At 50.2% G+C, this 24,558-nt stretch carries 22 protein-coding genes; 14 read left to right on the plus strand and 8 right to left on the minus strand.

Annotated features, from left to right (window positions below; genetic code table 11):
• Nucleotides 1-279: 279 nt before the first annotated feature.
• The 3 genes from bhcD to bhcB form a co-directional block, all read right to left on the minus strand.
• Nucleotides 280-1,272, minus strand: coding sequence for an iminosuccinate reductase BhcD (bhcD, locus tag V5J35_RS19715; RefSeq protein WP_354008772.1), 993 nt, complete (start codon nucleotides 1,270-1,272; stop codon nucleotides 280-282).
• Nucleotides 1,273-1,359: 87 nt separating this feature from the next.
• On the minus strand, nucleotides 1,360-2,508 hold the full coding sequence (gene bhcC, locus V5J35_RS19720) for a 3-hydroxy-D-aspartate aldolase BhcC (protein WP_354008773.1): 1,149 nt from the start codon (nucleotides 2,506-2,508) through the stop codon (nucleotides 1,360-1,362).
• A 50-nt stretch (nucleotides 2,509-2,558) separates the two neighbouring features.
• Entirely contained in the window at nucleotides 2,559-3,533 is a 975-nt protein-coding gene (gene bhcB / locus V5J35_RS19725) for a beta-hydroxyaspartate dehydratase BhcB (protein ID WP_354008774.1), read from the minus strand.
• Nucleotides 3,534-3,762: 229 nt separating this feature from the next.
• Here bhcB and V5J35_RS19730 point away from each other — a divergent pair, with 229 nt between their 5' ends.
• The 3 genes from V5J35_RS19730 (at nucleotide 3,763) to V5J35_RS19740 (ending at nucleotide 5,722) form a co-directional block, all read left to right on the plus strand.
• The gene (locus V5J35_RS19730; protein ID WP_354008775.1) at nucleotides 3,763-4,131 is read left to right on the plus strand and encodes a hypothetical protein; all 369 of its coding nucleotides are present in this window, start codon (nucleotides 3,763-3,765) and stop codon (nucleotides 4,129-4,131) included.
• Nucleotides 4,132-4,305: 174 nt separating this feature from the next.
• Nucleotides 4,306-5,085, plus strand: a complete 780-nt coding sequence (locus tag V5J35_RS19735) for an IclR family transcriptional regulator (protein ID WP_354008776.1) — start codon at nucleotides 4,306-4,308, stop codon at nucleotides 5,083-5,085.
• A 4-nt stretch (nucleotides 5,086-5,089) separates the two neighbouring features.
• Nucleotides 5,090-5,722: a TetR/AcrR family transcriptional regulator gene (locus V5J35_RS19740; protein WP_354008777.1), complete on the plus strand. Its 633-nt coding sequence runs from the start codon at nucleotides 5,090-5,092 to the stop codon at nucleotides 5,720-5,722.
• Nucleotides 5,723-5,745: 23 nt separating this feature from the next.
• Here V5J35_RS19740 and V5J35_RS19745 read toward each other — a convergent pair whose 3' ends face one another.
• Nucleotides 5,746-7,089, minus strand: coding sequence for an NCS2 family permease (locus V5J35_RS19745; protein ID WP_354008778.1), 1,344 nt, complete (start codon nucleotides 7,087-7,089; stop codon nucleotides 5,746-5,748).
• Nucleotides 7,090-7,283: 194 nt separating this feature from the next.
• Here V5J35_RS19745 and xdhA point away from each other — a divergent pair, with 194 nt between their 5' ends.
• From xdhA to xdhC, 3 genes are read left to right on the plus strand one after another with little or no spacing between them, the layout of a single operon-like run.
• On the plus strand, nucleotides 7,284-8,714 hold the full coding sequence (gene xdhA / locus V5J35_RS19750) for a xanthine dehydrogenase small subunit (RefSeq protein WP_354008779.1): 1,431 nt from the start codon (nucleotides 7,284-7,286) through the stop codon (nucleotides 8,712-8,714).
• Nucleotides 8,707-11,118 carry a xanthine dehydrogenase molybdopterin binding subunit gene (xdhB, locus tag V5J35_RS19755; protein ID WP_354008780.1) on the plus strand — a complete coding sequence of 804 codons (2,412 nt, stop codon included), beginning with the start codon at nucleotides 8,707-8,709 and terminating at the stop codon, nucleotides 11,116-11,118. The genes xdhA and xdhB overlap by 8 nt, the downstream gene beginning before the upstream one ends.
• On the plus strand, nucleotides 11,108-11,989 hold the full coding sequence (gene xdhC, locus V5J35_RS19760; protein WP_354008781.1) for a xanthine dehydrogenase accessory protein XdhC: 882 nt from the start codon (nucleotides 11,108-11,110) through the stop codon (nucleotides 11,987-11,989). The genes xdhB and xdhC overlap by 11 nt, the downstream gene beginning before the upstream one ends.
• Nucleotides 11,990-12,021: 32 nt before the next feature.
• On the opposite strand, the gene puuE is transcribed toward xdhC, so the two are convergent.
• Nucleotides 12,022-12,951 carry an allantoinase PuuE gene (gene puuE, locus V5J35_RS19765; RefSeq protein WP_354008782.1) on the minus strand — a complete coding sequence of 310 codons (930 nt, stop codon included), beginning with the start codon at nucleotides 12,949-12,951 and terminating at the stop codon, nucleotides 12,022-12,024.
• 190 nt (nucleotides 12,952-13,141) lie between these two features.
• On the opposite strand from puuE, the gene alc reads away from it, so the two are divergent.
• From alc to V5J35_RS19800, 7 genes are all read left to right on the plus strand, one after another.
• Nucleotides 13,142-14,158, plus strand: a complete 1,017-nt coding sequence (alc, locus tag V5J35_RS19770; RefSeq protein WP_354008783.1) for an allantoicase — start codon at nucleotides 13,142-13,144, stop codon at nucleotides 14,156-14,158.
• Entirely contained in the window at nucleotides 14,155-14,676 is a 522-nt protein-coding gene (gene uraD / locus V5J35_RS19775) for a 2-oxo-4-hydroxy-4-carboxy-5-ureidoimidazoline decarboxylase (protein ID WP_354008784.1), read from the plus strand. Before alc ends, uraD begins: the two co-directional genes overlap by 4 nt.
• Nucleotides 14,677-14,733: 57 nt before the next feature.
• Nucleotides 14,734-15,072: a hydroxyisourate hydrolase gene (uraH, locus tag V5J35_RS19780; protein ID WP_354008785.1), complete on the plus strand. Its 339-nt coding sequence runs from the start codon at nucleotides 14,734-14,736 to the stop codon at nucleotides 15,070-15,072.
• Nucleotides 15,073-15,195: 123 nt separating this feature from the next.
• A complete protein-coding gene (locus tag V5J35_RS19785) occupies nucleotides 15,196-15,732 on the plus strand; it encodes an ureidoglycolate lyase (RefSeq protein ID WP_354008786.1) in 537 nt (178 codons plus the stop codon).
• Nucleotides 15,729-17,033, plus strand: a complete 1,305-nt coding sequence (guaD, locus tag V5J35_RS19790) for a guanine deaminase (RefSeq protein WP_354008787.1) — start codon at nucleotides 15,729-15,731, stop codon at nucleotides 17,031-17,033. Before V5J35_RS19785 ends, guaD begins: the two co-directional genes overlap by 4 nt.
• Nucleotides 17,034-17,035: 2 nt before the next feature.
• A complete protein-coding gene (locus V5J35_RS19795; RefSeq protein WP_354008788.1) occupies nucleotides 17,036-18,280 on the plus strand; it encodes a urate hydroxylase PuuD in 1,245 nt (414 codons plus the stop codon).
• Between the two features lie 134 nt (nucleotides 18,281-18,414).
• A complete protein-coding gene (locus V5J35_RS19800) occupies nucleotides 18,415-19,494 on the plus strand; it encodes a pyridoxal-phosphate-dependent aminotransferase family protein (protein WP_354016480.1) in 1,080 nt (359 codons plus the stop codon).
• 114 nt (nucleotides 19,495-19,608) lie between these two features.
• On the opposite strand, the gene V5J35_RS19805 is transcribed toward V5J35_RS19800, so the two are convergent.
• From V5J35_RS19805 to V5J35_RS19815, 3 genes are all read right to left on the minus strand, one after another.
• The gene (locus V5J35_RS19805) at nucleotides 19,609-19,905 is read right to left on the minus strand and encodes an RNA recognition motif domain-containing protein (RefSeq protein WP_262568285.1); all 297 of its coding nucleotides are present in this window, start codon (nucleotides 19,903-19,905) and stop codon (nucleotides 19,609-19,611) included.
• A 516-nt stretch (nucleotides 19,906-20,421) separates the two neighbouring features.
• On the minus strand, nucleotides 20,422-20,982 hold the full coding sequence (locus V5J35_RS19810) for a DUF2780 domain-containing protein (protein ID WP_354008790.1): 561 nt from the start codon (nucleotides 20,980-20,982) through the stop codon (nucleotides 20,422-20,424).
• Between the two features lie 47 nt (nucleotides 20,983-21,029).
• Nucleotides 21,030-21,986 carry a DUF1853 family protein gene (locus V5J35_RS19815; protein ID WP_354008791.1) on the minus strand — a complete coding sequence of 319 codons (957 nt, stop codon included), beginning with the start codon at nucleotides 21,984-21,986 and terminating at the stop codon, nucleotides 21,030-21,032.
• A 329-nt stretch (nucleotides 21,987-22,315) separates the two neighbouring features.
• Between V5J35_RS19815 and V5J35_RS19820 the strand changes: the two genes are divergently transcribed.
• Nucleotides 22,316-24,514, plus strand: coding sequence for a hypothetical protein (locus tag V5J35_RS19820; RefSeq protein ID WP_354008792.1), 2,199 nt, complete (start codon nucleotides 22,316-22,318; stop codon nucleotides 24,512-24,514).
• Nucleotides 24,515-24,558 lie beyond the last annotated feature (44 nt).

The raw sequence follows: 24,558 nt of genomic DNA on the forward strand, positions 1-24,558 counted from the left end.
ATTCAGGGTGGTGGTGAGAGCTGCCACCCTATTGTTCTGATTGTATTACTCCAGCATTGTGTTGGATTACCTTGCATATCAATTATCATTAATGCCAGGTCAGGCGATGCGTTTGCCTGAATGAAATCAATGCTGTTAGCTGTGGTAAGCGTGTATATCAATAGCAGAGATAGGCCCACGGAAAATACGTCTGTCAAAGCGGTATGAATTTTAACTGCCAGGCCAGAGGTTACCGTCCGGCCTGGAAAGGAAAGTGTGATATTTCTGTGGCGGGGCTTTTTATAATTCCAGAATCTGCGCCTTATTTTCAGAAACAGCCAGTTCTGCTGCAACCGAGGCGACAGCCAGGTCTTGTAAACCAACACCGGTACCGTCGAATAATGTAATATCTTCGTCGCTGGTACGTCCGGGTTTAGCATTATTGATCACATCGCCAATAGGCACGATATCGGTTTCCCTGATCAACCCGCTGGCAATGGCATGCTGTGCTTCACCCAAAGTCACCGATTGGACGACTTCATCCGTAAACACTCTGGCTCTGGCAAATAATCTGGGATCGACTTCCTGTTTCCCTACTGTGTCCGTTCCCATGCAGGCAATGTGGGTGCCGGGTTTAACCCAGTCGCTGTCAAGCAACGCTTCAAATGCAGAAGTAATGGTGATAATCACATCAGACCGGGCGCATAGCTCTTTACGGTCCACTGTTTCGAAAGGCAGGGACAACTCTTCGCACACTGCCGCCAGTCTGGGCAGTGTTTCCGGGTGAAGGTTCCAGGCGACGACGCTTTCGAAGTCGCGTTGCTCCAGAGCGGCTCTCAGTTGAAAGGTGGACTGATGACCGGCTCCCACCATGCCAAGCACTTTAGCGTCTTTACGGGCCAGGTGAGCAATGGATACCGCCGATGAAGCCGCAGTTCGCAAGGCGGTGAGGTAGTTACCGCCCACCAGGGATTTTAGTCTGCCGGTATCCGGGTCAAATAAAACCACCGTTGACTGGTGGTTGGTTAAATTCAGTCGGGTATTGCCTGGCCAGTAGCCGCCTGACTTCAGACCTAGTACTTTGCCTTCACGGTCAAAGCCGGATTTAAAGCCATATAACGCATCAGCATGGCCAATCGCTTCGCGAACGACCGGGAAATTGTAGGCATTTTGTTTAGCCATGGCTGCGAACACATTTTCGACAGCGGTAAAGGCATCCTGACGCCCTATTACTTGTTCGCAGACGGCTTCAGATACAACGGTGACAGCGTTGCCCTGGTCGGATACGGGCATGAGGTTTCTCCTGAGACTTTATTAAAATTTTCGGAATTTTTTAAAAAGGGGAAGTCTCCCCGGCACTGCCGGGGAGGGTGTGATCAATCAGTAGCCTTTACCACGGGCTGAGACCGGCCACAGGGTTTCTACGATTCCGTTGCGAACTCCAACGTAATAGTCGTGAACATTGCAGGTTGGGTCACAGTGGCCAGGCACAAGCTTGAGCTTGTCATTAACCTTTAATACGCCTTCAGGGTCTGAAATGATGCCGTGTTCATCAGAACACTTGATATATTCCACATCATCACGGCCAAAGACATAGGGCAGGCCACTGTCGACAGACTGTGCTTTCAGCCCGGCATCGCAAATGGCTTTGTCTGCCTTGGTATGGCTCATGACGGATGTCAGTATGAACAGAGAGTTTTCAAACTCGGAAATTTTTTCGCCTTTTTCATCATGGATACGCTGATAGTCAGCATCCATAAACGCGTAAGAACCACACTGTAATTCGTTGAAAACGCCTGAGTTTCCTTCAAAGTAGTAAGAGCCGGTACCACCACCTCCGACAATATCGCATTCAAGCCCTTCGGCTTTCAGCATGTCTATTGTGCGAGCGACCATGCCAACAGCGATGTCTATTTTTTCTTTGCGCTCATTGTAACTTTCCAGGTGTTGCATGGCGCCCTGGTAAGCCTGAATACCGGCAAAGGTTAAGCCGGGTGTCGCGGCAATGGCTTTGGCAATGTCTACAACGGGTTGTCCTTCACTGACACCGCAGCGACCTGCGCCGCAATCAATCTCAACCAGACATTCCAGTTGTGTGTCGTATTTATTAACAGCAGCGGCCAGCTGGGCGACATTCTCAATATCATCCACACAAACGATTGTGCGGGCGCCAAGTTTTGGTAAACGTGCTAAACGATCGATCTTGGCCGGGTCACGCACCTGGTTGGAGACCAGGATATCTTTTATACCACCACGGGCGAATACTTCAGCTTCTGATACTTTCTGGCAGCAGACGCCACAACTGTCCCCCAGTTTTTCCTGTAACAGTGCGATATCAACGGACTTATGCATTTTGCCATGCACCCGATGGCGCACCCCCATGCTTTTAGCGTATTGCCCCATGGTGATGATATTACGTTCCAGTGCATCCAGGTCCAGTATCAGGCAGGGGGTCTGAATATCGGTCTCTGCCATGCCGGGAACTGCCGGAACATCGTAGCCTACTTCCAGATCGTTTGTTGTTGTCATAGTTTTCTCCAAAAGTGTCCTTCTAAAAGTATTTTTTTCAGCATTCCGTTTTATTGATTCATCCAGGGCAGTCTGTCCAGATCGACATTACCACCGGTCAGGATGACGCCAATTCTCATTCCCTTAAACACCTCCGGATTTTTGAGAATGACAGCAAGAGGAACGGCGCTGCTGGGTTCTACAACGATTTTCATACGCATCCAGATCAGTTTCATAGCGGCGACGATTTCTTCTTCAGTCGCCGTTAAAATATCGGTCACGTGGTTTCTGACGAAGTGCCAGGTTAAATCTTTCAGGGGGACTTTAAGGCCGTCAGCAACGGTATTCGGTGCATCGTCTGCAATAATGTGGCCCGCTTTAAACGAACGGGCGGCATCATCGGCATTAAGGGGCTCAGCCGCATAAATTTTTATGTTCGGGGCGATGTTTGACAGTGTCAGGCAGGTGCCTGAGATCATGCCTCCCCCGCCTATAGGTGCAATGACCGCGTCCAGCTGTTCAACCTGCCGGATCAGCTCCATGCTGCAGGTTGCCTGACCGGCAATCACCCGTGGGTCATTATAAGGATGAACAAAGTCTGCGCCGGTCTCTGCAACCACTTCGGCAAAGACCGCTTCGCGGGAGCTGGTTGAGGGCTCGCATTCAACAATGGTTCCACCGTAGCCAATCACGGCATTTTTCTTTGCCTGGGGAGCGGTTCTTGGCATGACCACGGTAACAGGTATACCGCGCTGGCCTGCAGCGTAGGACAGTGACAGGGCGTGGTTGCCTGATGAGTGAGTAGCAACCCCTGCCTGTGCCTTTTCTTCAGGTAAGCCGAAAACGGCATTACAGGCACCACGTACTTTAAAGGCGGCTGCTTTTTGCAGGTTCTCACATTTAAAGAACAGCTCGGCACCGGTCAGTTCGTTCAAAAAGCGGGAAGTTAATACAGGTGTTTCATGTATGTAGGGCTTAATTCTTTCATGGGCAATGAGCACACTGTCATAACCCGGAATATTCGATGGTGGGGTTTTCGCTCCCATAGTTACCTCTGGATAGCTTCCTTTGGTTATTCGTTATTTTTATTGCAGTCGCAGGACATGAGCGGATTCAGGTTCTGCTGAGGCTTTTTAATGACAATGTCACTGTATGAATAACCGGGGGACAGGGCAAACAGAATGGCTTTCATAATGTGAAAACGAGAGGGCTAATAAAGATAGAACCGGAAACCTGTCTACCCTGAAAAGATTTATTACCAGAAGGCAGCTACAGATGACTAAAAAACTACTATTGATGTGTCTCCTTCTTATCTGCCCCTTAGCAAAGCCTTATCAATACAAGTTGGTATTTTTTGATACCAGGCCTGAAGTACTTGATTACGTCCATGCAGAAGTCTTTCGCCTGAACGGCCAATGGTACTTTTCAGGGACTAACGAGAGATACAGAATTTACAATTTTTATTTTACCAACAACGTTCGTACTCCTTATGCGATGGTGGTGATAATACTGGATGATGAGAATCGACCCCATACTATATATGCCGACATTATGAGTATGATGGCTGAGACTGAGGCTGAAGCCAGGTATCTTCAAGAATGCGATTCAACCTGTATCCCACCTGTCACTGAAGAGCATGAGTAAGCGGTTAATCGTTTTTTGAGTTTTCCTGAAGGTTATGCTTATCGGCTCATTGGGTCTGTATGGGTTTTAAGGTATATTCTGCTATGAAAATACTATTCTTAGCCTCAGGAAGTAGAATGGTGTTTCCCGATCATGGCCATCAGGGCTAAAGCAGTGCGGATACCGATAAAAATAATGAAAAATTCAAAACCAGGCGCTCGTATTCAGGTAATTGACCGGGCTGCAGCATTGCTTGAGGCAATATCACGCTACTCCATGCCTGTCACACTGAAAGCGCTCAGCGCGGATACCAACCTGGCACCTTCAACCGCTTGTCGTATATTGCGTTCATTGATTGATAATCGCTTTGTAGATCAGGACGGGTCTGGAAAATACCGGTTAAGTGGTCGCTTTATATACTCTGGCCATGGGCGCTCCAGCCCCGATGAAATTCGCACAACAGCTGTCCCTTATATGGAAAAGCTGCGAGACAGTTTTGGTGAAACCATCAACCTCACCAGACGGGAAGGCGATGTGGTGATTTATGTTGAAAAAGTGATTCCGAACAGGATGATGAATGTCCAGCAGATTATCGGCAGCCGTGCGCCTCTGCACGTTACCGGAGTAGGGAAACTGATGTTAGGCAGGGAAGGTCAGAAAGGCATTGCCGGCTATGCGAAACGAACCAATCTGCCCAGCTATACCCGCAAAACGTTTTCAACACTGGAAAGCCTGGAAGACGAGTGTTTGCACAGTATTGAGCAGGGGTTTGCTTATGATAATGAAGAAGCAGAAACCGGAGTGGGTTGTATTGGCGTCCTGATTTATGGCCAGTTCGGTGAAGTGATTGCCGGTTTGTCGGTATCAGCCCCGATTATGCGCAGAAAAGACGAGTGGGTACGTGATCTGGTAGCGACAGGAAAGCAGCTGTCTGCCCAGTTCGGTTATGTGGAGAAAACACATTCAGGCAGGTAATCCTATGGTTCGTTCAGAGTGTACGACAAAGGCAACCGGTAAGGGGCAGGAAAGAGTCCGCATGATTCTTGAGGCGGCTGAAATAGAGTTTGCGCTGAATGGCTTTCGTGGTGCTACGGTACAGGGTATCGCAGACCAGGCTAAGCTTCCAAAGCCGAATGTCCTCTATTATTTTGCCAATAAAGAAGCTATCTACAATGAAGTTCTGTCAGACATTATCGAGCTATGGAATCAGGAGCTGGACGATATTCACCCCGACGATGATCCGGCAGAATCCCTTGAACGCTATATCCGGTCCAAAGTCGAAGTATCACGTAAATACCCGGTAGCCTGCCGGTTGTTTTCCAGCGAAATCATTCACGGCGGCTCCATGCTGTCTGCAAGTATGAAACGGGCGACCATGGACTGGGTTAAAGAGAAGACAACTGTCTTTCAGTACTGGATCAACAGCAAACAAATATCCGGTGATATTGATCCAACTCATCTGTTGTTTCTTATCTGGGGCTCAACTCAGCACTATGCTGACTATGAATTTCAGGTGTGTTCAATAATGAAAAGAAAACGCTTGAGGAAAAAAGACTATGACCTTGCCGCAGATACGCTATGCAAGGTCATTTTGAGAGGATGCGGGCTCTAGGAACCCACCCTCACTATCGGCTGTTAAACCCCGAAAACAGCAAACTTAAGGGCAAATACGGCAGCCATTACCCAGACACTGATACTGACATCCCTGGCGCGACCGGCCAGTATCTTGATGACCGGATAAGCGATAAAACCCAGGGCTATACCATTGGCAATGGAAAAGCTGAGGGGCATCATAATTGTAATGATCAGCACTGGACCGGCTTCCGTCAGGTCACTCCAGTCAATTTTGGCCAGGCTGCCAGCCATCAATATGGCCACATAAATCAGTGCGCCAGCGGTGGCATAAGCTGGAACCATTCCTGCCAGGGGCGACAGGAACATACACAGAAGAAACAGAACGCCAATAGTGACTGCTGTCAGACCCGTGCGTCCGCCTGCTGCAACACCGGAAGCGCTTTCTACATAAGACGTCACCGTTGGTGTACCCAGTAAGGCGCCTGCCCAGGAGGAGGTGCCGTCTGTTACCATAGCCCGGTTCAGATTATGCATATTACCCTTGTCGTCTGCCAGTCCGGCTTTGTCGCCCACGGCAATCAGTGTTCCGGTGGTATCAAACAGATTGACAAACATAAAGGCAACCAGTACCCCGATCATATCCGGCTTTAAGGCTCCCATAATGTCAAGCTGTCCAACAACCGGCATAATGCTTGGCGGCATGGAGGATACGCCGGTGAAGGATACCTGTCCTGCCACCAGGGCGATCAGGGTGACGACGGCAATAGCAATCAGTACCGATGCTTTAATGTTTCGAAATGCCAGCCCCAGTATCAGTACCAGGCTTAAACACGCCATTAACGGGCTGAACTGGGTAATGTCACCGAGGGTAATAATGGTACCGGGGCTTGTCACCACGATACCGGCGTTTTTAAGGCCAATCAGCGCAAGAAAGAGACCAATACCGGCGGTGATGCCAGCACGTAGCCCCATGGGAATGCTGTTAATGATCCACTCACGAACCTTGAACAGGGTCAGCAACATAAAGCCGACTCCCCCCCAGAACACAGCCCCCATGGCCTGTTCCCAGGAATACCCCATACCCAGTACGACGGCATAGGCAAAAAATGCGTTCAGCCCCATGCCGGGTGCCAGCCCTATGGGCCAGTTGGCGTATAAACCCACGGCAATACTGCTTAAACCGGCAACAAGGCAGGTAGCTGTAAACAGCGCGCCTTTATCCATGCCTGCGTCGGACAGCATGCCCGGGATAACAAAGACGACATAGCACATGGTGATGAATGTCGTGAAGCCAGCCACTAGTTCTGTTTTGACAGTGGTGTTGTGCTGTTTCAGTTTGAACACCCTGTCCAGCAGCGAATTCTCCTGATCTCCAGCAGACGATCTAAGCCCGGTAATATTCATACAAACCCCTGATTTTATTGTTGTTATGGTTCGGCCTTGAGGAACCAGAAAACGCTGTTTTTACCTTCAACCTACCTTGATGGATTGCGTTCTCTGAAAAATTCGGGATAATCAAAGCTTGCTATTTCTTGACCAAATAGTCAAATTCTAAAAAGAAGAACAGCAGAAGAATAACAATAAGGAATCATGCCATCGTGATAAATTTTCTTCTTAACGACAAGCTTGTCGAAGTCAATGAAACAGCTTCAGACACCACGGTTCTGGACTATCTCAGGGGCAACGCTACTGGCAGTCAGCAGCGACGGACTGGCACCAAAGAGGGTTGCTGCTCTGGTGATTGCGGAGCCTGCACAGTTGTCGTCGGGGAGCCTGAAGGCGACGAGATCCGGTATCGAACCATGAACGCCTGTATTGCTCTGATGCCATCACTTCACGGCAAACAGTTGCTAACCGTTGAAGACCTTGCCGAGGGGGATCAGCTCCACCCGGTCCAGCAGGCACTGGTCGACCATCATGCTTCACAATGCGGCTTCTGTACCCCCGGCATCGTGATGTCACTGTTTGCCCTGCACCACGAAAACCCTGAAAGTAAACCCGATGTCCTTGAAGCACTGGGCGGCAATCTATGCCGGTGTACGGGCTATCGTCCATTGGTGGATGCGGCACAGGAGCTGGCTGAGAAGTCACCCAGCGACGTTTATCATCAGAACCGCACGAAGATTATCGATCAGCTGAATGCCATGAAAGGCGAGGAAGGCTTCTCAGCCAACGGCAGTTTTATTCCTGATAACGAAGATGAGCTGGCTGATTATCTGGAAACCAACCCTGATGCCCGGCTGCTGGCAGGAGGGACCGATCTGGGTCTTGAAATCACACAACAGCTGAAGCGCCTCAAGAAACTGGTGGTGGTTGGTCAGGTGAATAACCTGCAGAACATTGAAAAGCACGAAAATGAACTGGTAATTGGTGCAGCCGCTACCTATCGGAAACTGGAGCCGGTGCTTGAAGGGTATTTCCCCGAATTTGCCCAGATGCTGAAGCGTCTGGGTTCGCAGCAGGTGCGTAATCAGGGAACACTGGGAGGCAATATTGGTAATGCCTCGCCGATCGGTGATACGCCACCAGTGTTACTGGCTCTGGATGCTTCTATTGATTGCCGCAAGGGCAAAAGAGTTCGTAACCTGCCTCTGGATAAATTCTTTCTGGATTATAAAAAAACCGACCTGCAGGAAGGCGAGTACATCAGCCGTATACGGATTCCGTTGAAACCCCACGACCTGAAAGTCTACAAACTCAGCAAGCGCTATGGTGACGATATTTCAACTGTACTGGCAGCCATCAATCTGGTCACTGACGACAATGGTGTTGTGACTAAGGCAAGGGTTGCCTTTGGTGGTATGGCAGCAATACCCAGAAGGGCTCTGCGTTGTGAACAGATACTTCTGGGACAGCCTCTCGACGATGAGACCCTGGCCAGGACACAGGCAGCCCTGCAGGAAGAGTTTCAGCCAATGAGCGATGTCAGGGCCAGCAGCGAATACCGGATTCAGTCGGCCTGTAATCTACTTGAGCGTTACTTCAGAGAGTCAGCTGGCCAGAACATGAGGATTATCTACCATGCGTAAATTACCAGACGTAGCCGGTATATCCCCGGCCAGTAATCTCAATGCCGGAGCAGAGGGCGGCATCAATCAGTTAAAGGGCGGACGTTCTGCAAAACACGACAGCGCCCACCTTCATGTGACGGGCAGGGCGACCTATATTGATGATCGTCCGGAGCAGGCAGACCAGCTTCATGCCGGTTTTGGATTATCCACTCAGGCTTCTGCTGAAATTGTCAGTATCGACCTTGATGATGTCAGAAACAGCCCCGGTGTTGTTGTTGTAATCACTGCTGATGATATTCCCGGTCATAAAGATATCGGTCCGGTTTTTCCCGGCGATATGTTGCTCGCTGATGGGAAAGTAGACTACATAGGGCAGCCGGTTTTTGCGGTGGCTGCTAACTCTCACAGACAAGCCATGGAAGCCGCCACCAAAGCCCGTATCGAGTATCGTCCGCTTAACAAGGTTCTGGGTATTGATACGGCCATGGAGCAGAACTCTTTTGTGCGTCCTGATCACACCATGACGAAAGGCGACGCTGATACGGCGATTGCCCGGGCACCGGGACAGCTCAGTGGTGAGATGACCAATGGTGGTCAGGAGCATTTCTATCTCGAAGGCCAGATTGCCAGTGTGATTCCGCTGGAGGATGGCCAGCTCCATGTCTATACCTCCAGTCAGCACCCCTCTGAAGTTCAGAAGCTGGTGGCAGAAGTGATTGATGTGCCACTGAACAAGGTGGTAGCAGACGTTCGCCGTATGGGAGGTGGATTTGGCGGCAAGGAAACTCAGGCTGCGGCACCAGCCTGTATTGCAGCGGTACTGGCGGTAAAAACCGGTAAGGCGGTCAAGTTCCGTGTCGAGCGTCAGCAGGACATGATCTCAACAGGAAAACGTCATCCGTTCCGTCACCGCTATCAGGTGGGTTTTGACCAGAACGGACTGCTGGCCGGGGTTGATATAGAAGTGGCAGGTGATGCGGGTCATTCACCGGATTTGACCGATGCGATTGTTGACCGGGCCATGTTCCACAGTGATAACGCTTATTACCTCAACAACGCCAGGGTAAAAGGCTATCGGTGTCGTACCAATACTGCCTCTAATACTGCTTTCCGTGGTTTCGGTGGCCCGCAGGGTATGCTGGTCATTGAGCGAATTATGGACGATGTTGCCCGGGCCACAGGGCAGGACCCACTGGATGTACGACTGAAAAACCTTTATGGCATCGGTGAAAGAAATACCACCCATTACCATCAGAAAGTAGAGCACAATGTTCTCCATGAATTGATTGCCAGACTGGAAAAAAGTTCCGATTACCGTCAGCGGCGGCAGGACATTACCGCCTTTAACGACAATAGTCCGGTATTGAAAAAAGGCCTGGCAATGACTCCGGTAAAATTTGGTATCTCATTTACTGCCAAACATCTGAATCAGGCGGGCGCCCTGGTGCATGTCTATACCGATGGCAGCATTCAGATCAACCATGGCGGTACTGAAATGGGGCAGGGCCTTTACACCAAGGTGGCACAGATTGTTGCCAACGAATTCGGTGTGTCACTGGATCAGGTGCAGGTGACCTCTACCCGTACCGATAAGGTTCCCAATACTTCGCCGACTGCCGCGTCCAGTGGTGCAGACCTCAACGGTAAAGCGGCGCAGGATGCCTGCCGGAAAATCAGGGACCGGTTAACCCGTTTTGCGGCTGAACATTACCAGGTGTCTGAGGACAAGGTAGTTTTTGACAACAACTCTGTGTTCATTGATGGCAAACCAGTGCCATTTTCAGAGTTTGTTCAGGTCGCTTATCTGAATCGTATTTCAATGTCCAGTAACGGTTTTTACAGTACGCCTGAAATCCACTACGACCGTAAAACGGCCAGTGGCCGGCCGTTTTACTACTTCGCCTGTGGTGCCTCGGTGTCAGAAGTCACAGTCGATACCCTGACCGGAGAGTACAAAGTTGACCGTGTGGACATTCTTCATGACGTCGGTCGTTCTTTGAACCCATCCATCGACCGGGGGCAGATAGAGGGAGGCTTTATTCAGGGTATGGGCTGGATGACCACGGAAGAGCTGGTTTGGGACGACAATGGTCGTCTGCTTAGTAATAATCCGGCGACCTATAAAATCCCAAGCATTGAAGATATGCCGCCGGTGTTTAATGTTGACTTGTTTGAACAGGCTAACCCGGAACACACGATTTACCATTCAAAAGCGGTAGGTGAGCCACCGTTTATGCTGGGAATGTCGGTCTGGGCAGCCATCCGGGATGCCGTTTCGAGCCTGTCGGACTATCAGGTCAATCCCACTATTAATGTACCAGCCACTGCCGAGCGTGTATTAAAAGCCATTACCGAGCTGAAATATTATGCCGTTACAAAGCGTGAGCATGAAGGGCAGGAGGCATTAGAGAATGTGGATTGACGCGGTTTCAGAACAGCAGCGCAAAGGGGAAGCCAGCATACTGGTGACCATTCTCGGGACAGCGGGTTCTGCCCCGAGAAAAACCGGCAGCAAGATGCTGGTGACTGCGGAGCAGAGCTTCGACACCATTGGTGGCGGGCATCTGGAATACCTGATCATCCAGAAAGCCCATGAAATGTTAGCCAGTGGCAGTCGGGAACCCGTGCTGGAACACTTTCCCCTGGGACCAAAACTGGGACAGTGTTGTGGTGGGAGTGTCAGTGTGTTGCTGGAGCCTTTGTCTGGCTGTGATTTCCATATTGCACTCTTCGGTGCAGGCCATATCGGCAAGTCCCTGATTGATGTGCTGGCGCCTCTGGACTGCCAGATCACCTGGATTGATAACCGGCCAGAGCTGTTTCCGGAAGAAGTCCCTGACAATGTCACGGTCTGTGTCAGTGAACAGCCGGAACAGGAAGTGGAAGACCTGCCTGATGACGTGTATAGCCTGGTGGTCACCCATAACCATCAGCTGGATTATTCGATTGTTGAGGCGACCCTGAAACACAATAAAAGTCACTGGTTAGGTGTTATTGGTTCGGAGACTAAAGCCAGACGTTTTCAGCAGCGTCTGGGACATCGCGGACTGTTCACCGATGAGCAGATTCAGCACATGAGCTGTCCGGTGGGGATTGAAGCTGTTGGTGGTCGCAAGCCTCCTGAAATAGCCATTGCTATCGCCGGGGAGATACTGTCGGTGCGTAATGGTTCCAGAAGTATGCAGAAGCGCAAACGGGAAGGCATTCCATGGCAGAACCTGAAAAGTCTGCTGACGACTGCCGGGGCTGAAGTTGAAACTGCAGGGGCTGAAGCTGAAGTTGAGAGAGCCTGAATGATCAGGCTCAGTTCCAGACAGCCACAGGTTCAGACCTGTGGTGCTCTATAAGGGTGTTTCTCGTACCAGTGACGGGCAATCTGCTCTCTGGTACAGAGCCACACCCGCTCTTTTGACTGCACATAGTCCAGAAAACGTGCCAGGGCCGCTGCCCGGCCCGGACGCCCTACCAGACGACAATGAAGCCCTACCGACATCATTTTAGGAGTGGCTTCACCCTCTTCGTACAATGTGTCGAAAGCATCCTTTAGATACTGGAAGAACTGTTCTCCGCTGTTGAACCCCTGGGCGGTTGCAAAGCGCATGTCATTACAATCCAGTGTGTAGGGTATGACCAGTTGAGGTCTGCCAAAGCGGGGGTCCCAGTAAGGCAGGTCATCCGAATAGCTGTCAGCGTGGTATAAAAAGCCACCTTCTTCCACTACCAACTGTTCCGTATTCGGACTGCATCGGCCCGTATACCAGCCTGTAGGACGCTGGCCGGTTATCTGGGTGTGAAGCCGAATGGCTTCGAGCATGTGCTCACGTTCTTTTTCCATATCATGGAATTGATAGTCAATCCATCTATAACCATGACACGCCATTTCCCAGCCAGCTTCCTGCATGGCTTTAACGGCTTCTGGATGGCGGGCAATAGCCATAGTCACCGCATAAACGGTGACCGGAATTTTCCGCTGCGTAAACATCCGGTGTAATCGCCAGAAGCCCGCCCTGGAGCCATATTCATAAATGGATTCCATACTGATATGACGCATGCCCTGATGGGCGGGCGCCCCGATGATTTCAGACAGGAAGGCTTCTGAAGCCGGATCTCCGTGAAGAATATTATTCTCTCCACCTTCTTCGTAATTGATAACAAACTGTACAGCAATCTTACTCTTGCCCGGCCATTCAGGGTGAGGTGGGGTAGCGCCATAGCCTACTAAGTTTCTGGGATAGCTGGCGTTACTGAATTCCATAAATAGTTCCTGTTTTTATTGTTGTTGTTAACGCTATTTTATTACCGGGGATAAAAAAGTTCCTTTCAGATGCATGTTGCATGTCCCCTGCGTTCTGTGGCATAAAATGAAAGTCATTGTTGACCAATTGGTCAGAACTCTGATTATATCTTAACAAGTTTTTAATAATAAAAATAACAATGGATTCTTAATGAAAGTGGATCTCAAACAAACGACTGAAAACCAGGCAGAAATTTTTGCCCAAACCCGAATCAATCTGGCATCCCGCGCACTGGGCGGTGATGTACTCTCGTGCAGCGATGATTTTTTTGCCGAAAAAGACAACCTGTTACTGGCCAGTGAGCCGGTTTTCCTGCCAGAAAAATTTACCGCTTACGGCAAGTGGATGGATGGCTGGGAGTCCCGTCGTCGTCGTGATGGCAAGAATGACTGGGTTGTTATTCGTCTCGCTGTAATGGGCGATGTTGAAGCCCTTGAAGTTGATACACGACATTTTAAAGGCAATGCGCCGGGTGCGGTGCAGCTGGAATACATTGCCAGTGAAACAGACCCCGATGAGAAGACCCGCTGGCAGCCACTGGCGGAAAGAACCGAAGTACAGTCCGACTTTAGAAACCTGATTAACTTCGACAAGCCGGTTCGTGCAAGTCATATCCGTCTGACCATGATTCCGGACGGTGGTATTGCCCGCTTAAGGGTTTATGGCGACATCCCGCTGGAGAGCCAGAACCGCCTGCCGGGAGAGCCAGTAGACACCGCAGCCATTATGAACGGTGGTCGCTCAGTGGCCTGCAGTGACTCATTTTTCAGCTCCATGCAGAACCTGCTGTTGCCAGGCCGTGGTACCGATATGCACGATGGCTGGGAAACCAGACGTCGCCGTCAGGGTGGACATGACTGGATGATTGTCAGGCTGTCAGTGCCTACACAGATTAAGCGAATTGAAGTGGATACACTGCATTTCAAGGGCAACTACCCTGATAGCTGCACTATTGAAGCCTGTCAGTCACCCGACGAGCAGCCGGATGAGAATACACAATGGGTCACTGTGCTTCCGGAACAGAAGCTTCATGCGCACCGCAATCATACCTTTTTGAAGCAGTTGGAAAATGCCAGACAGTTGTATACCCATGTCCGGCTCAATATTTTCCCTGACGGTGGTGTATCAAGGCTGCGTGTGATTGGTTATGAGGCAAACCAGCTATGACCCTTGAGCAGTTAAATGCAGCAGCTGACTCTGCAGCGCGGGATTTCTTTTCCCGCTGCTGCACCAGTGAGCGCTGGGTTCAGGCTATGGTGTCAGCCCGTCCTTTTTCCAGTCAGGAGAATCTGCTGGCTAAAGCTGACGAATACTGGCAGCAGTGCGACATAAACGACATACTTCAGGCGTTTGAGGGACACCCGAAAATAGGCGATATAAATAGCCTTAAAGCAAAGTATGCCAATACTTCTCAGATGGCAGGTCATGAGCAGTCTGGCACTGAAGGTGCTGATGACAAGACCCTGAACGCTCTGGCTGAAGGTAACCGGGTGTATGAAGAGCGCTTTGGTTACATCTTTATTGTCTGCGCTACCGGGAAATCTGCCGCTGAAATGCTGACACTGCTGCAGGCACGGCTGGATAACCCGCCAGGGGATGAACTGATTATTGCCGCTGCGGAGCAACAGAAAATAACCCGGATTCGACTGAACAAACTGATTAGCGAAGCGGTTTTAACCCCTTAAGGTTAGCTTGTTAATCACAATAACAGTTAATCGGAATAACAATACAAAGTTGGAAATATGACAGGTATCAGCACCCATATTTTAGATACAGGAACGGGCTATCCAGCCGCAGGTGTTCTGGTCTCCCTTGAACGGCAGAGTACGGATGGATGGGGTCCGGTTGGTGAGGGAATAACGAACGACGATGGACGAATCACGAGTCTGGCCCCTGAAGAGCAGAACCTGGAACCGGGCGTTTACCGTCTGCAGTTTGCGGTTAAGAACTATTTTCGGCGGCAGCAGGTGAAATGTTTTTACCCGGAAGTCACGGTTGTTTTTGAAGTCAGTGATGACCGGCACCACCACATTCCACTGCTGCTGTCGACTTATGGTTACTCGACTTATCGTGGTAACTGAATCGATAGCTGAATCGGTAGCGGAATAAATCGATAGCGAAATAAACAGCTGAACAGGCAGTAACGCAGACAACACTGTCGCAAATGTTATCAACGCCTGAAAATAAAAAAGAGAAGAAGGCAAATGGATACAGTTTTACCTGTTGAGGCGCTTACGGTTGAGCCTTTAACGCAAGCCGCTTTTGCACCTTTTGGGGATGTCGTTGAAGCAAGGGATATACCTCTGGTCATTAACCAGGGGCGTTGTTACAAGTACTGTGACCTGACATCGGTAAGCACCGACAAGGATGGTCATCCCTCCGTCCATATTTTAAAAACCTCTGCCATCAGCCAACCCTACAAGCTTGATCTTGTTGAACGTCACCCACTGGGCAGCCAGACCTTTATGCCGCTGGAAAAACAGCGTTTTCTGGTGGTTGTGGCTGAAAGCACTCCAACTGGAGAGGGCAGTGACGGCCCTGACCTGAATACGCTTCGTTGTTTTCTGACCAATGGCTCTCAGGGTGTGACTTACCGGGCTGGTGTCTGGCATCACCCACTGTTGTCACTGGATACTCCGTCAGACTTTCTGGTGCTGGATCGTGGGGGACCGGGCCATAATTGTGATGAGGTTCCTATCCCGGAAGGGGTTCGCTATACCGTGGAGGCTATGGGGTTATGAATAACGCTGTAGTATGGAAGGCTTCTGTCCTTCACTTTCTTGAAGACCCGGATTCCGCGCTGGCCAGAGATGCCTATGAGTATTTTGAAGACGGCGCGCTGCTCGTGGTCGACGGGCATGTTCTCCTGTGTGGTGCAGCACAGGATGTCATGAAAGACCTGCCGCCAAGCTGTGAGGTTCGGGAGCTGCCGGGAAGACTGATTGTTCCGGGTTTTATTGATACGCATGTCCATTATCCGCAGCTGGAAGTACTCGCAGGCTGTGGTGTGCAACTGCTTGACTGGCTGAACCAGTATACATTTCCGGCTGAAAAGCGCTTCTCTGACCGGGAATACGCTGATGAAATAGCCGGTTTCTTTCTTGACCAGAGCCTCAGTCATGGAACCACTACCTCACTGGTGTTTGGCACAGTTGACCCCACATCGGTGGATGCTTTTTTTGCTGCCGCGCAACAACGTAATCTGCGTATGATTGCCGGCAAGGTATTGATGGATCGAAATGCCCCAGACTACCTTCTGGACACTGCAGAAAGCAGTTACGAAGACTGCAACGCCCTTATCCGGCGCTGGCATGGCAAAGACCGGCTGGCCTATGCGGTGACACCACGCTTTGCTCCGACTTCGACCCCGGAACAGTTACAGGTGGCAGGCCGCCTGCTTAAAGAACATGAAGGTCTTTACCTTCATACGCACCTGTCGGAAAACCCGAAAGAGATTGAGTGGGTGCAGGAACTGTTTCCATCCAGCAAAAACTATCTTGACGTTTATGACCAACATGGGCTGCTGGGACCAAGATCGGTTTTCGCCCACTCTATTCATCTGTGCGATCACAGCTGGGAGCGGATGGGAGCGTCGGGTTCGTCCATCGCCTTCTGCCCGGGCTCCAACCTGTTTCTGGGCAGTGGTCTGTTTAATCTTGGGAAGGCAAAAAGCTGTGGTATTCCCACGGGGCTGGGTAGCGATGTCGGTGGTGGTACCGACCTGTGCCTGCTCAATTCAATGAAAAGCGCTTACCAGGTATCTCAGTTGCGCGAGGAAACAATCTCTCCGCTTCAAGCCTTCTACCTGGCAACTCTGGGAGGGGCAAGAGCCCTGCATTTATCGGATCGGATTGGCAGTTTCCGCCGGGGTAATGAAGCAGACTTTGTTGTGCTTAATCCTGAGGCAACCCCAATGTTGAGTTTCCGCTCCGGAAAAACAAAAACATTAGAGGAGCTACTGGGCGTACTGATGGTGATGGGTGATGACCGTGTTATTGAGTCCACAGTCATTATGGGCCAGGAAGCTTTCAGGAGAGATTGATTATGGAGTTTTATATTCAAGAGTGGCTGAATCTGCTGGTTCGCTGGCTGCATATAACGACAGGTATCGCCTGGATCGGTGCTTCCTTTTACTTTAACTGGCTGGAAGGACGGCTGGAGACAGCCTCCCCCAATAAAAAGAAGGAAGGCATTAAAGGTGAACTCTGGGCGGTTCACGGGGGAGGGTTTTACGAAATAAACAAGTATCACCTCGCCCCGAAAACCCTGCCCAAAACCCTGCACTGGTTTAAGTGGGAAGCGTATATCACCTGGTTCAGCGGCATGGGGCTGCTCTCCATCATTTATTACTGGGGTGCAGAGAGTTATCTGCTGGCACCGGAGTCATCCCTCACTCCCGTACAGGCAGTGACAATCAGTGTTGTCAGCCTGTTGGTTGGCTGGCTGGTCTACGACCTGCTCTGTCGCTCTGCGCTGTTTGAGCAGGAGGTGGCGTTCAGCCTGATTCTCTTTGGCTTGATCACGTTTGCAGCCTGGGGCTACAGTCAGCTATTCAGTGGGCGGGCGTCGTATATCCATGTGGGGGCGCTGATGGGAACGATGATGGTGGGCAATGTCTTCCGGGTTATCATCCCGTCCCAGCGTAAACTGGTCACTGCGGCGGAAAATGGTGATGAGTCCTTTGATCCTGCCATTGCCCGCCATGCCCTGTTGCGTTCAAGGCACAACAATTACCTGACTCTGCCATTGCTGTTTATTATGATCAGTGGTCACTATGCCATGACTTACGGCAGTGAATGGAACTGGGTTATCCTGTCTGTTCTGGCAGCGGCTTCTGTACTGGTGCGCCACTTCTTTAACCGCAGGAATCAGGGGGCTGTGTTACCCTGGCTCTGGCCATCAGCTGCTGTCATGATGCTGACCCTGGCCTTTGTTATCAAGCCCCAGGCTGTTGCCCAGATACCTGTTGAGGAACAGCATGCCTTTGATGAGGGCGAGGTGGTTGAGATTGTTAATGCACGTTGCTCTACATGCCACAGCAATACACCTACCGATGTTCTGTTTCAGTCGCCTCCGGGTGGCCTGGTATTCCTGGATTACCCATCCATCGTCAACAAAGCAGACCAGATTTACGCTCAGTCTGTTCAGACACAGATCATGCCACTGGCTAACCGCTCAGGTATGACAGATGAGGAAAGACAGCTTCTTGGACAGTGGTATCAGCAGTTAAAGTCCGAAGGCGGTCAGGCTATGAAAGCGGCTGTTGAAAAAGCGCCGGACAAGTCGTAAACCTTACTGAAAGTTCTGAAGGTGCTAGGAGCCTGCACCTTCAGCTTCACACGCTAATTGAATCCGTTACTCATTTAATCGAATAAGGAAGGCAAGTGAGCATTTCATCATTTTATCCGCCGCAGCGGATACTTATGGGTCCTGGCCCGACTGAAGTTCACCCGAAAGTTCTGCAGGCACTGAGTCGCCCTGTTATCGGGCATCTGGACCCGACATTCATTGATATGATGGATGAGGTCAGGGTGTTACTGCAATATGCGTTTCAAACCGAAAACGCATGCACCATGGCAGTGTCTGCACCGGGTTCAGCGGGCATGGAAGCCTGCTTTGTTAACCTCATAGAACCGGGTGACAAGGTGGTCGTCTGCATTAACGGGGTGTTTGGTAACCGGATGGCCGAAAACGTTGTACGCTCAGGCGGACAACTGGTCAGGGTTGAAGATGACTGGGGTAAGCCGGTCAGCCCGGACAAGCTTGAGGAAGCGCTCAGAACTCACCCGGATGCAAAAATTGTTGCGTTTGTGCATGCGGAAACCTCAACCGGGGTACTGTCTGATGCCAAAAAACTGTGTTCACTGGCCAGACAATACAACTGTCTGAGTATCGTTGATGCGGTAACGTCCCTGGGGGGAGTGCCACTATACGTAGATGACTGGGGTATTGATGCCATTTATTCAGGCACGCAGAAATGTCTGTCCAGCGTCCCGGGTATTTCACCTGTCAGCTTCAGTGATGCTGCGGTTGCCAGGATCACAGGGCGGAAAACGCCAGTGCAAAGCTGGTTTCTTGATCAAAGTCTGGTCATGAGTTACTGGGGAGGTAAGCAGAAGCGCAGCTATCACCACACTGCACCGGTCAACGCACTGTATGCGCTGCATGAATCACTGGTCAACCTGCAGGATGAAGGGCTGAATCAGGCCTGGCAACGTCATGCCGAACAGCATCAGGCATTGCGACTTGGGCTGGAAAAACTGGGTATTTCGTACATCGTTGATGAATCCTGCCGACTTCCTCAACTGAATGCGGTGGCCATACCGGAAGGTGTGGATGATGAAACCGTGCGAGCCCGTTTGTTGAACCATTATAACCTTGAAATTGGTTCTGGTCTGGGGGCGTTTACCGGGAAAGTCTGGCGTATTGGCCTGATGGGCTATGCTGCGCGGACAGAGAACGTGGCTTTATGCCTGCGGGCTCTCGAGGAGACTCTGAATTAATCACATCGGATAACAGTATAATTCTGCTCCGGCGCAGGTCGGGGCAGAAGATAAAGAAAAAGCCGGAACTAACATTCCGGCTTTTTCAAATAATCATCGCATCAGAAGCAAAGCTTAGAAACGACGACCACCTTCGCGGTTGCCACCACCCTGACGACGTGGGCGCTCAGTAGCAACGCTTACACGCATGTCACGGCCAGACAGGTTCTGACCGTCCAGAGCCAGAGCTTCGTTAGCGTCGGCATCAGAAGCGAAGGTGACAAAAGCAAAACCACGTGAACGACCGGTTTCACGATCCAGGATGATTTTAGCTTCCTGAATTTCACCGAATGCCCCAAAGGCTTCTTCCAGCTCCTGCTCGGTTGCTGAAAAAGCCAGGTTACCGATGAACAGTTTGTTTTTCTGTTGCATTGTTAATGCATCTCCTAGGACGTATGTATGCTTCTCTGTCTACCTTCAAAGCATCAATCGTCATCTGGGACTTTGTGTTTTGGGGCATCAGTCGAGGCGTTACAGGTTAAACGAGTTGGCATTGTAGCATGCAAACAATGAGATAGAAGGTGTCAGGTCAGTATTCTTTGTAATTTTTCCAAGTTTATTTAACGTTTTAGCTAGGTGTGAGTGCTTATTTATTTTCGCTATCAGTAGTTGATTTCTATTGTATGGATCTGGGTCAATTAAACCGATATGACCTGACAGCCAATAACAGGGATGAACACAGGTTGTCGCAGGCCGGTATTATTGTGAACAGATTCTGGCTGAATGGTCTGCTGGGCAATCCGTGACATAAATGATTCAGATTTGGTTACATTCTTGATTATTCAGGAAAAAAGCTTTCATGATGAGTCAATTCAGGCGGAGATTAATTGCTCCCCGCTACTATATTATTCAGGCCGGAGTTCAGGCCACCGGAACAGCCTGGATCATTTACCAGGTATTAAGCAGGGACTTTGCGGCATCGCCGGTCAAACCAGACGGCAATGCTGACTTGAAAATGGTTAAGGCCGCTGTACTGTTATTGTCTTTCAGATAACTCAGTATTTTATTAACCATGGGCATAATCAGATCACTGTTCATTCCCAGTGCTGAAAACTGCGACTTAATAGGTGCAAGACTGCCCATCAGGCTTTCTTCGTTAAACCCTAAAAAGTCATTTTGACTGGTAGCTGCTTGATTGGCAGAGAGGGAAGGTGCTTTGGCGATCAGAGTACTGGCGTCAGGTATAGCCTGTTTCAGCTGTTTAAATTCCCTGCTGGAAACGTTGTTGCCAGCCATTTGCAGCAGTGAGCCAATGCCTCCGGCGGCCTGGCCGGAATTAATGTTCAGGCTCTGACTGACCTCTTTCACCAGTGGGTTATTGAGAAGGTCAGCCTGACAGGGCTGATAAAGCCCGAAAACGATCAATGGCAGAAACAGCCTTGAGCGGAATAAAAGCCTTGAGCAAAAGAAAGAGCTGAAAAGCGGCAGGCCGGGAATGGAACGGAGCATTGTATTAACCCATTCTGAAACATCAGGACTGGGTTAATAATAGCTGCTCACCGTTGTTTTTCTGAGGCAAGTTCAGCTCGTTTTTGCCAGTCATCGGGAACCACAAAAAATCGATATTGTTCGTTATAGCCGTCTGCTTCTTCTGTGCAGGCAATGATCAACTGAGGTTCCCTGATTCCTGCCACACTCTGTAAAAGACTACTTTTGTCGTTTTTCTTCTGACTCTCATTTTCGTGCAGTGAGGCCAGCCACCTTAGTTTTGCTGGCCTGAAATAGTAGAGTCCGGAAGGCTGTTGCTCCAGCCAGTGGCTCAGCATCGATTCAGCAACCCAGTAACCTTTTAAATGGTCAGGGTTGCAGTTTTCCGGAGGCGGACAGTAGCCGTGAACTGGATAAAAGAGGTACCCCTGAAGGCAGATGGTGCGGGAAAGCTGGGCAACGCCCAGTGATGCAACTACTGCAGCACCTTCTGGGGTCCGGGCAAGCCTGATCTGGTGACTCAGCAACCGGTGGAGCTTTCGGTCCATCCGGTCCTTCAGGCCCGGTCCAACCCACTGATAGCAGTGACTGGCATTTTTATCTTGTGAGGGGTTGGGAATGCCAAGATAAAGCTTTATAGCCAGCTCCAGATGGGTAGTGATGCCAGTGTTCAGGTTGTTATAAATAAGGTCGAATTCGCCCAGCGTCGAATGATCGGCTTTTTGCACCTGCAGATTTCTGGCCAGAGTGTGAATAGCCGGGTGCTGATCCAGCAAATAGTGCCAGAGGGTTTCATAGTAAATACCCAGCAGATGCCAGCGTTTGTGCTCAAGGGCGTTGTGAATAAAGGCAACCGCTTCCGGGGCTAATGCGTAACCGGGCTGAAACAGAGGGGAACTGCATTCAGGCAGAATGCTGGATACAAAGCATTCATGACAGGTGTCGTTAAAAAGCACAGGACTGTCTTGAATCCAGCGCAAATCTCTCGACAGTTGTGTCCCTGATAAGTCAGCTGATAGCTTCATGAAGAGCTTCTTGGTGAAGGACGTATGGTTAAACAGTAGCACCTGTTATGAAGATGGCTGGTTCCCGTAGTTCTCAGAATAGGCTGAACCGTTCAGCCACTCAGTAACTTTGTCACAGATGTTGTCGCTCAGTTCCCATGGTATAGGTACGAAAGCGATCCAGGCAGAACCAGTAGTACTCCCATTACAGGACCGTCAATAAATCCCAATGAAAAATAGCGTCCTGAACATAGACGCTGTTGCGATTTGAAAGTTCAGAATGATTGAGTAGCCATCATTGCCGATACCTGAAAGAGAGGTGCAGAAAACGGCATAGCGATGGGCTGATTATGGATATTCCTCCAACTCCGCCAGCCAGGGGAACCCCGGCCAGCAGCGGCAAAAAAAAGCGTGGCAGAAATAAGGAAGAAAAGGCTCAGCCCGGGCGGCAGCTGCCATCACCTGACGACGGCCTCTCAGGAATTCAATCATCACCACAGTCGGTCAGGCTGGCTCTTCGTAAAGCAGACAATGCAGAGAGCAAGAAAATTCAGGTAGCAAAATTGACCAGGAAGATGCAGGAATTTCCAGTCAAAAAAGGCGACGAAATGAAAAGAATCATCGAAGAATATTCTGTTGAGGCACTCAGGCTCAAAGAGCAAGTTGGTCCTACGCTGGAGGTCAACTATGCACTCACCTACTGCGCAATGGGTAAGGGGGACTGGAAACAGGCCAGGGTGTACTGCGATGCACTGGTACAGCAGGTTAAAGACAACTCCATTGATCAGGCAAGAGCGTTGCTGCTGAGGGGAAAAATTGCCTTTGACAGCGAAGGCGGACTCACGGATGCCAGCACACGTGATATTGCCAGAGCTTATCAGCTGGGTAATCCGGAAGCAGGACGCTTTCTTATGCAGGCCAGAACAGGGTGGTATTCTACTGTCTGCCTTCTGGAGTGGTGCGACCCTTTGCAGTTAGTTGAAATAGCTCAAAAGCTTCCGACTCTTCGCAAAAATTATATGACCAGTCTGGCTCAGGAGGTATACAAGGCGAAATCTGCGGACAACAAAGGTCGGGAGTTGATGTACAGGATCGTTAACGCCTTTGAAACAATAGTACAGCCTGACGAGCGAAAAAGCTTTGCCACATGGTTTCCATTGCTGATCTGTGAAATGTTTGAAAAGAAGGATGATGAGCAGGAGGACATTGACAAACATATGCGGGTGGCTCTGGAACTTTATGCGAGACGGGGGAACGATGTTAAAAACTCTCGTGCCATTTATCATCATGCCAGAATAATGCGGTCAGGTATTACTAATGAAAGGCTTCAGAGCCTGCTCGACATTTCAAATGCCACCGCTTATATGTTCGCTGGAGATGCTCTGCTCAAGTATTGCCCGGACAATTACGAAGATGCTCTTTATCTTCTGAGAATGGCCAGACTTATGCCGGTAACCTATCAATTGCGAATTGAAGCCCTGCTGGAACGTAATCAATTAGAGGAGGCTCTGGCAGTGTGTCAGCAGGCTGTTAACCATATAACTGAATTTCTGAATGGTGAAAACGAACTGTTTGGCAAAGTATTAGGGGAACAGGCAGCAGCCCAGGAGCAGAAAAATCCGGACAGGGCAAACAGTATGCGCTTTGCGGAATTGCATGCGGCTAACGCGTTGCTGGAAAAATACCAGAATCAGGCCGAACTGTTTGAAGAGGCTCTCAGCCAACCCCGGCAGGAGCCGGAGGTTCAATCTGTAAAAACAGAGACTGCTGAAGACACGGGCGGTGTTGTTGCCATTGAAGCAGCTGGCGATGAAATCCCATTAACCGGGCAGCCTCCAGCTTCGGAGGTGGTTGATCGTCAACCGGAGGTTAATCAAACTGAGGGAGCGGTTGGGCAAAGCGCTACAGCGCACATGGATTCTGCCAGACAACCAGCCTCCTTGTCTGATTCTGAGATGCAGTCGGTTATCAATCGTGCTAATGACCTTATCCGGAACCAGTCTGAATTAGACAGGGCTGAAGAACTGTTGCTAAACCTGAAGCCGGAATCAGGTTCTCTGATGTGGTACCGGAAACAGCAGAGCCTCTGCTGGTTATATCATGAGCAGGGTACCAGCTATGACTATCTGTTTGGGAAGGTGGCGCCCGGTGAGCGTGCCAGTGACCTGGCGCAAGCGTACCTGAAAAAGTCAGATAAACTGGCAAAGAGGTTGATTAAAGACCTTGTGAAAATGGCAGAGAATACATCGCCTGAACTGCTTGCTGAGAAAACTCCGGACGCTGGAGCTTCGGAAAAAAAGAATGCTCCAGCAGTGGGACGTTTGTATACAGATCACAAACACTACATGGCAGTGGCCAGGGTTCTTGAACAAAAGAACCCCGGTTTCAGGAAGTTGTACGGTGGTTTGTATTCAGTACTGGGACATATTCAGAAAGCCTGTTGTGACAATCCGGCTGTCAGCGGGAGGATCAAAGGATCGCTACAGGAAGGTATCACCTGGTACCGGATTGCAAACTCGATTCGAGGTTATGGTGGCGTTAAGGCATAAGCGGTAAAAATTGGTTATTATTCCCGTCTGGAACGACTATCAGC

It is taken from the genome of Endozoicomonas sp. NE40, assembly GCF_040549045.1.
Lineage (GTDB): Bacteria > Pseudomonadota > Gammaproteobacteria > Pseudomonadales > Endozoicomonadaceae > Endozoicomonas_A > Endozoicomonas_A lisbonensis.

Excerpts from the sequence above, each read along its gene's own strand:
- V5J35_RS19805 (WP_262568285.1), bottom strand. The coding sequence starts at position 19,905 with ATGCAACAGAAAAACAAACTGTTCATCGGTAACCTGGCTTTTTCAGCA.
- uraD (WP_354008784.1), top strand. The coding sequence starts at position 14,155 with ATGACCCTTGAGCAGTTAAATGCAGCAGCTGACTCTGCAGCGCGGGAT.
- uraH (WP_354008785.1), top strand. The coding sequence starts at position 14,734 with ATGACAGGTATCAGCACCCATATTTTAGATACAGGAACGGGCTATCCA.
- V5J35_RS19745 (WP_354008778.1), bottom strand. The coding sequence starts at position 7,089 with ATGAATATTACCGGGCTTAGATCGTCTGCTGGAGATCAGGAGAATTCG.
- V5J35_RS19820 (WP_354008792.1), top strand. The coding sequence starts at position 22,316 with ATGGATATTCCTCCAACTCCGCCAGCCAGGGGAACCCCGGCCAGCAGC.
- xdhC (WP_354008781.1), top strand. The coding sequence starts at position 11,108 with ATGTGGATTGACGCGGTTTCAGAACAGCAGCGCAAAGGGGAAGCCAGC.
- V5J35_RS19740 (WP_354008777.1), top strand. The coding sequence starts at position 5,090 with ATGGTTCGTTCAGAGTGTACGACAAAGGCAACCGGTAAGGGGCAGGAA.
- bhcC (WP_354008773.1), bottom strand. The coding sequence starts at position 2,508 with ATGACAACAACAAACGATCTGGAAGTAGGCTACGATGTTCCGGCAGTT.
- bhcD (WP_354008772.1), bottom strand. The coding sequence starts at position 1,272 with ATGCCCGTATCCGACCAGGGCAACGCTGTCACCGTTGTATCTGAAGCC.
- V5J35_RS19815 (WP_354008791.1), bottom strand. The coding sequence starts at position 21,986 with ATGAAGCTATCAGCTGACTTATCAGGGACACAACTGTCGAGAGATTTG.
- guaD (WP_354008787.1), top strand. The coding sequence starts at position 15,729 with ATGAATAACGCTGTAGTATGGAAGGCTTCTGTCCTTCACTTTCTTGAA.
- V5J35_RS19795 (WP_354008788.1), top strand. The coding sequence starts at position 17,036 with ATGGAGTTTTATATTCAAGAGTGGCTGAATCTGCTGGTTCGCTGGCTG.
- V5J35_RS19785 (WP_354008786.1), top strand. The coding sequence starts at position 15,196 with ATGGATACAGTTTTACCTGTTGAGGCGCTTACGGTTGAGCCTTTAACG.
- V5J35_RS19800 (WP_354016480.1), top strand. The coding sequence starts at position 18,415 with ATGGGTCCTGGCCCGACTGAAGTTCACCCGAAAGTTCTGCAGGCACTG.
- V5J35_RS19810 (WP_354008790.1), bottom strand. The coding sequence starts at position 20,982 with ATGCTCCGTTCCATTCCCGGCCTGCCGCTTTTCAGCTCTTTCTTTTGC.
- V5J35_RS19730 (WP_354008775.1), top strand. The coding sequence starts at position 3,763 with ATGACTAAAAAACTACTATTGATGTGTCTCCTTCTTATCTGCCCCTTA.
- alc (WP_354008783.1), top strand. The coding sequence starts at position 13,142 with ATGAAAGTGGATCTCAAACAAACGACTGAAAACCAGGCAGAAATTTTT.
- bhcB (WP_354008774.1), bottom strand. The coding sequence starts at position 3,533 with ATGGGAGCGAAAACCCCACCATCGAATATTCCGGGTTATGACAGTGTG.
- xdhB (WP_354008780.1), top strand. The coding sequence starts at position 8,707 with ATGCGTAAATTACCAGACGTAGCCGGTATATCCCCGGCCAGTAATCTC.
- V5J35_RS19735 (WP_354008776.1), top strand. The coding sequence starts at position 4,306 with ATGAAAAATTCAAAACCAGGCGCTCGTATTCAGGTAATTGACCGGGCT.
- puuE (WP_354008782.1), bottom strand. The coding sequence starts at position 12,951 with ATGGAATTCAGTAACGCCAGCTATCCCAGAAACTTAGTAGGCTATGGC.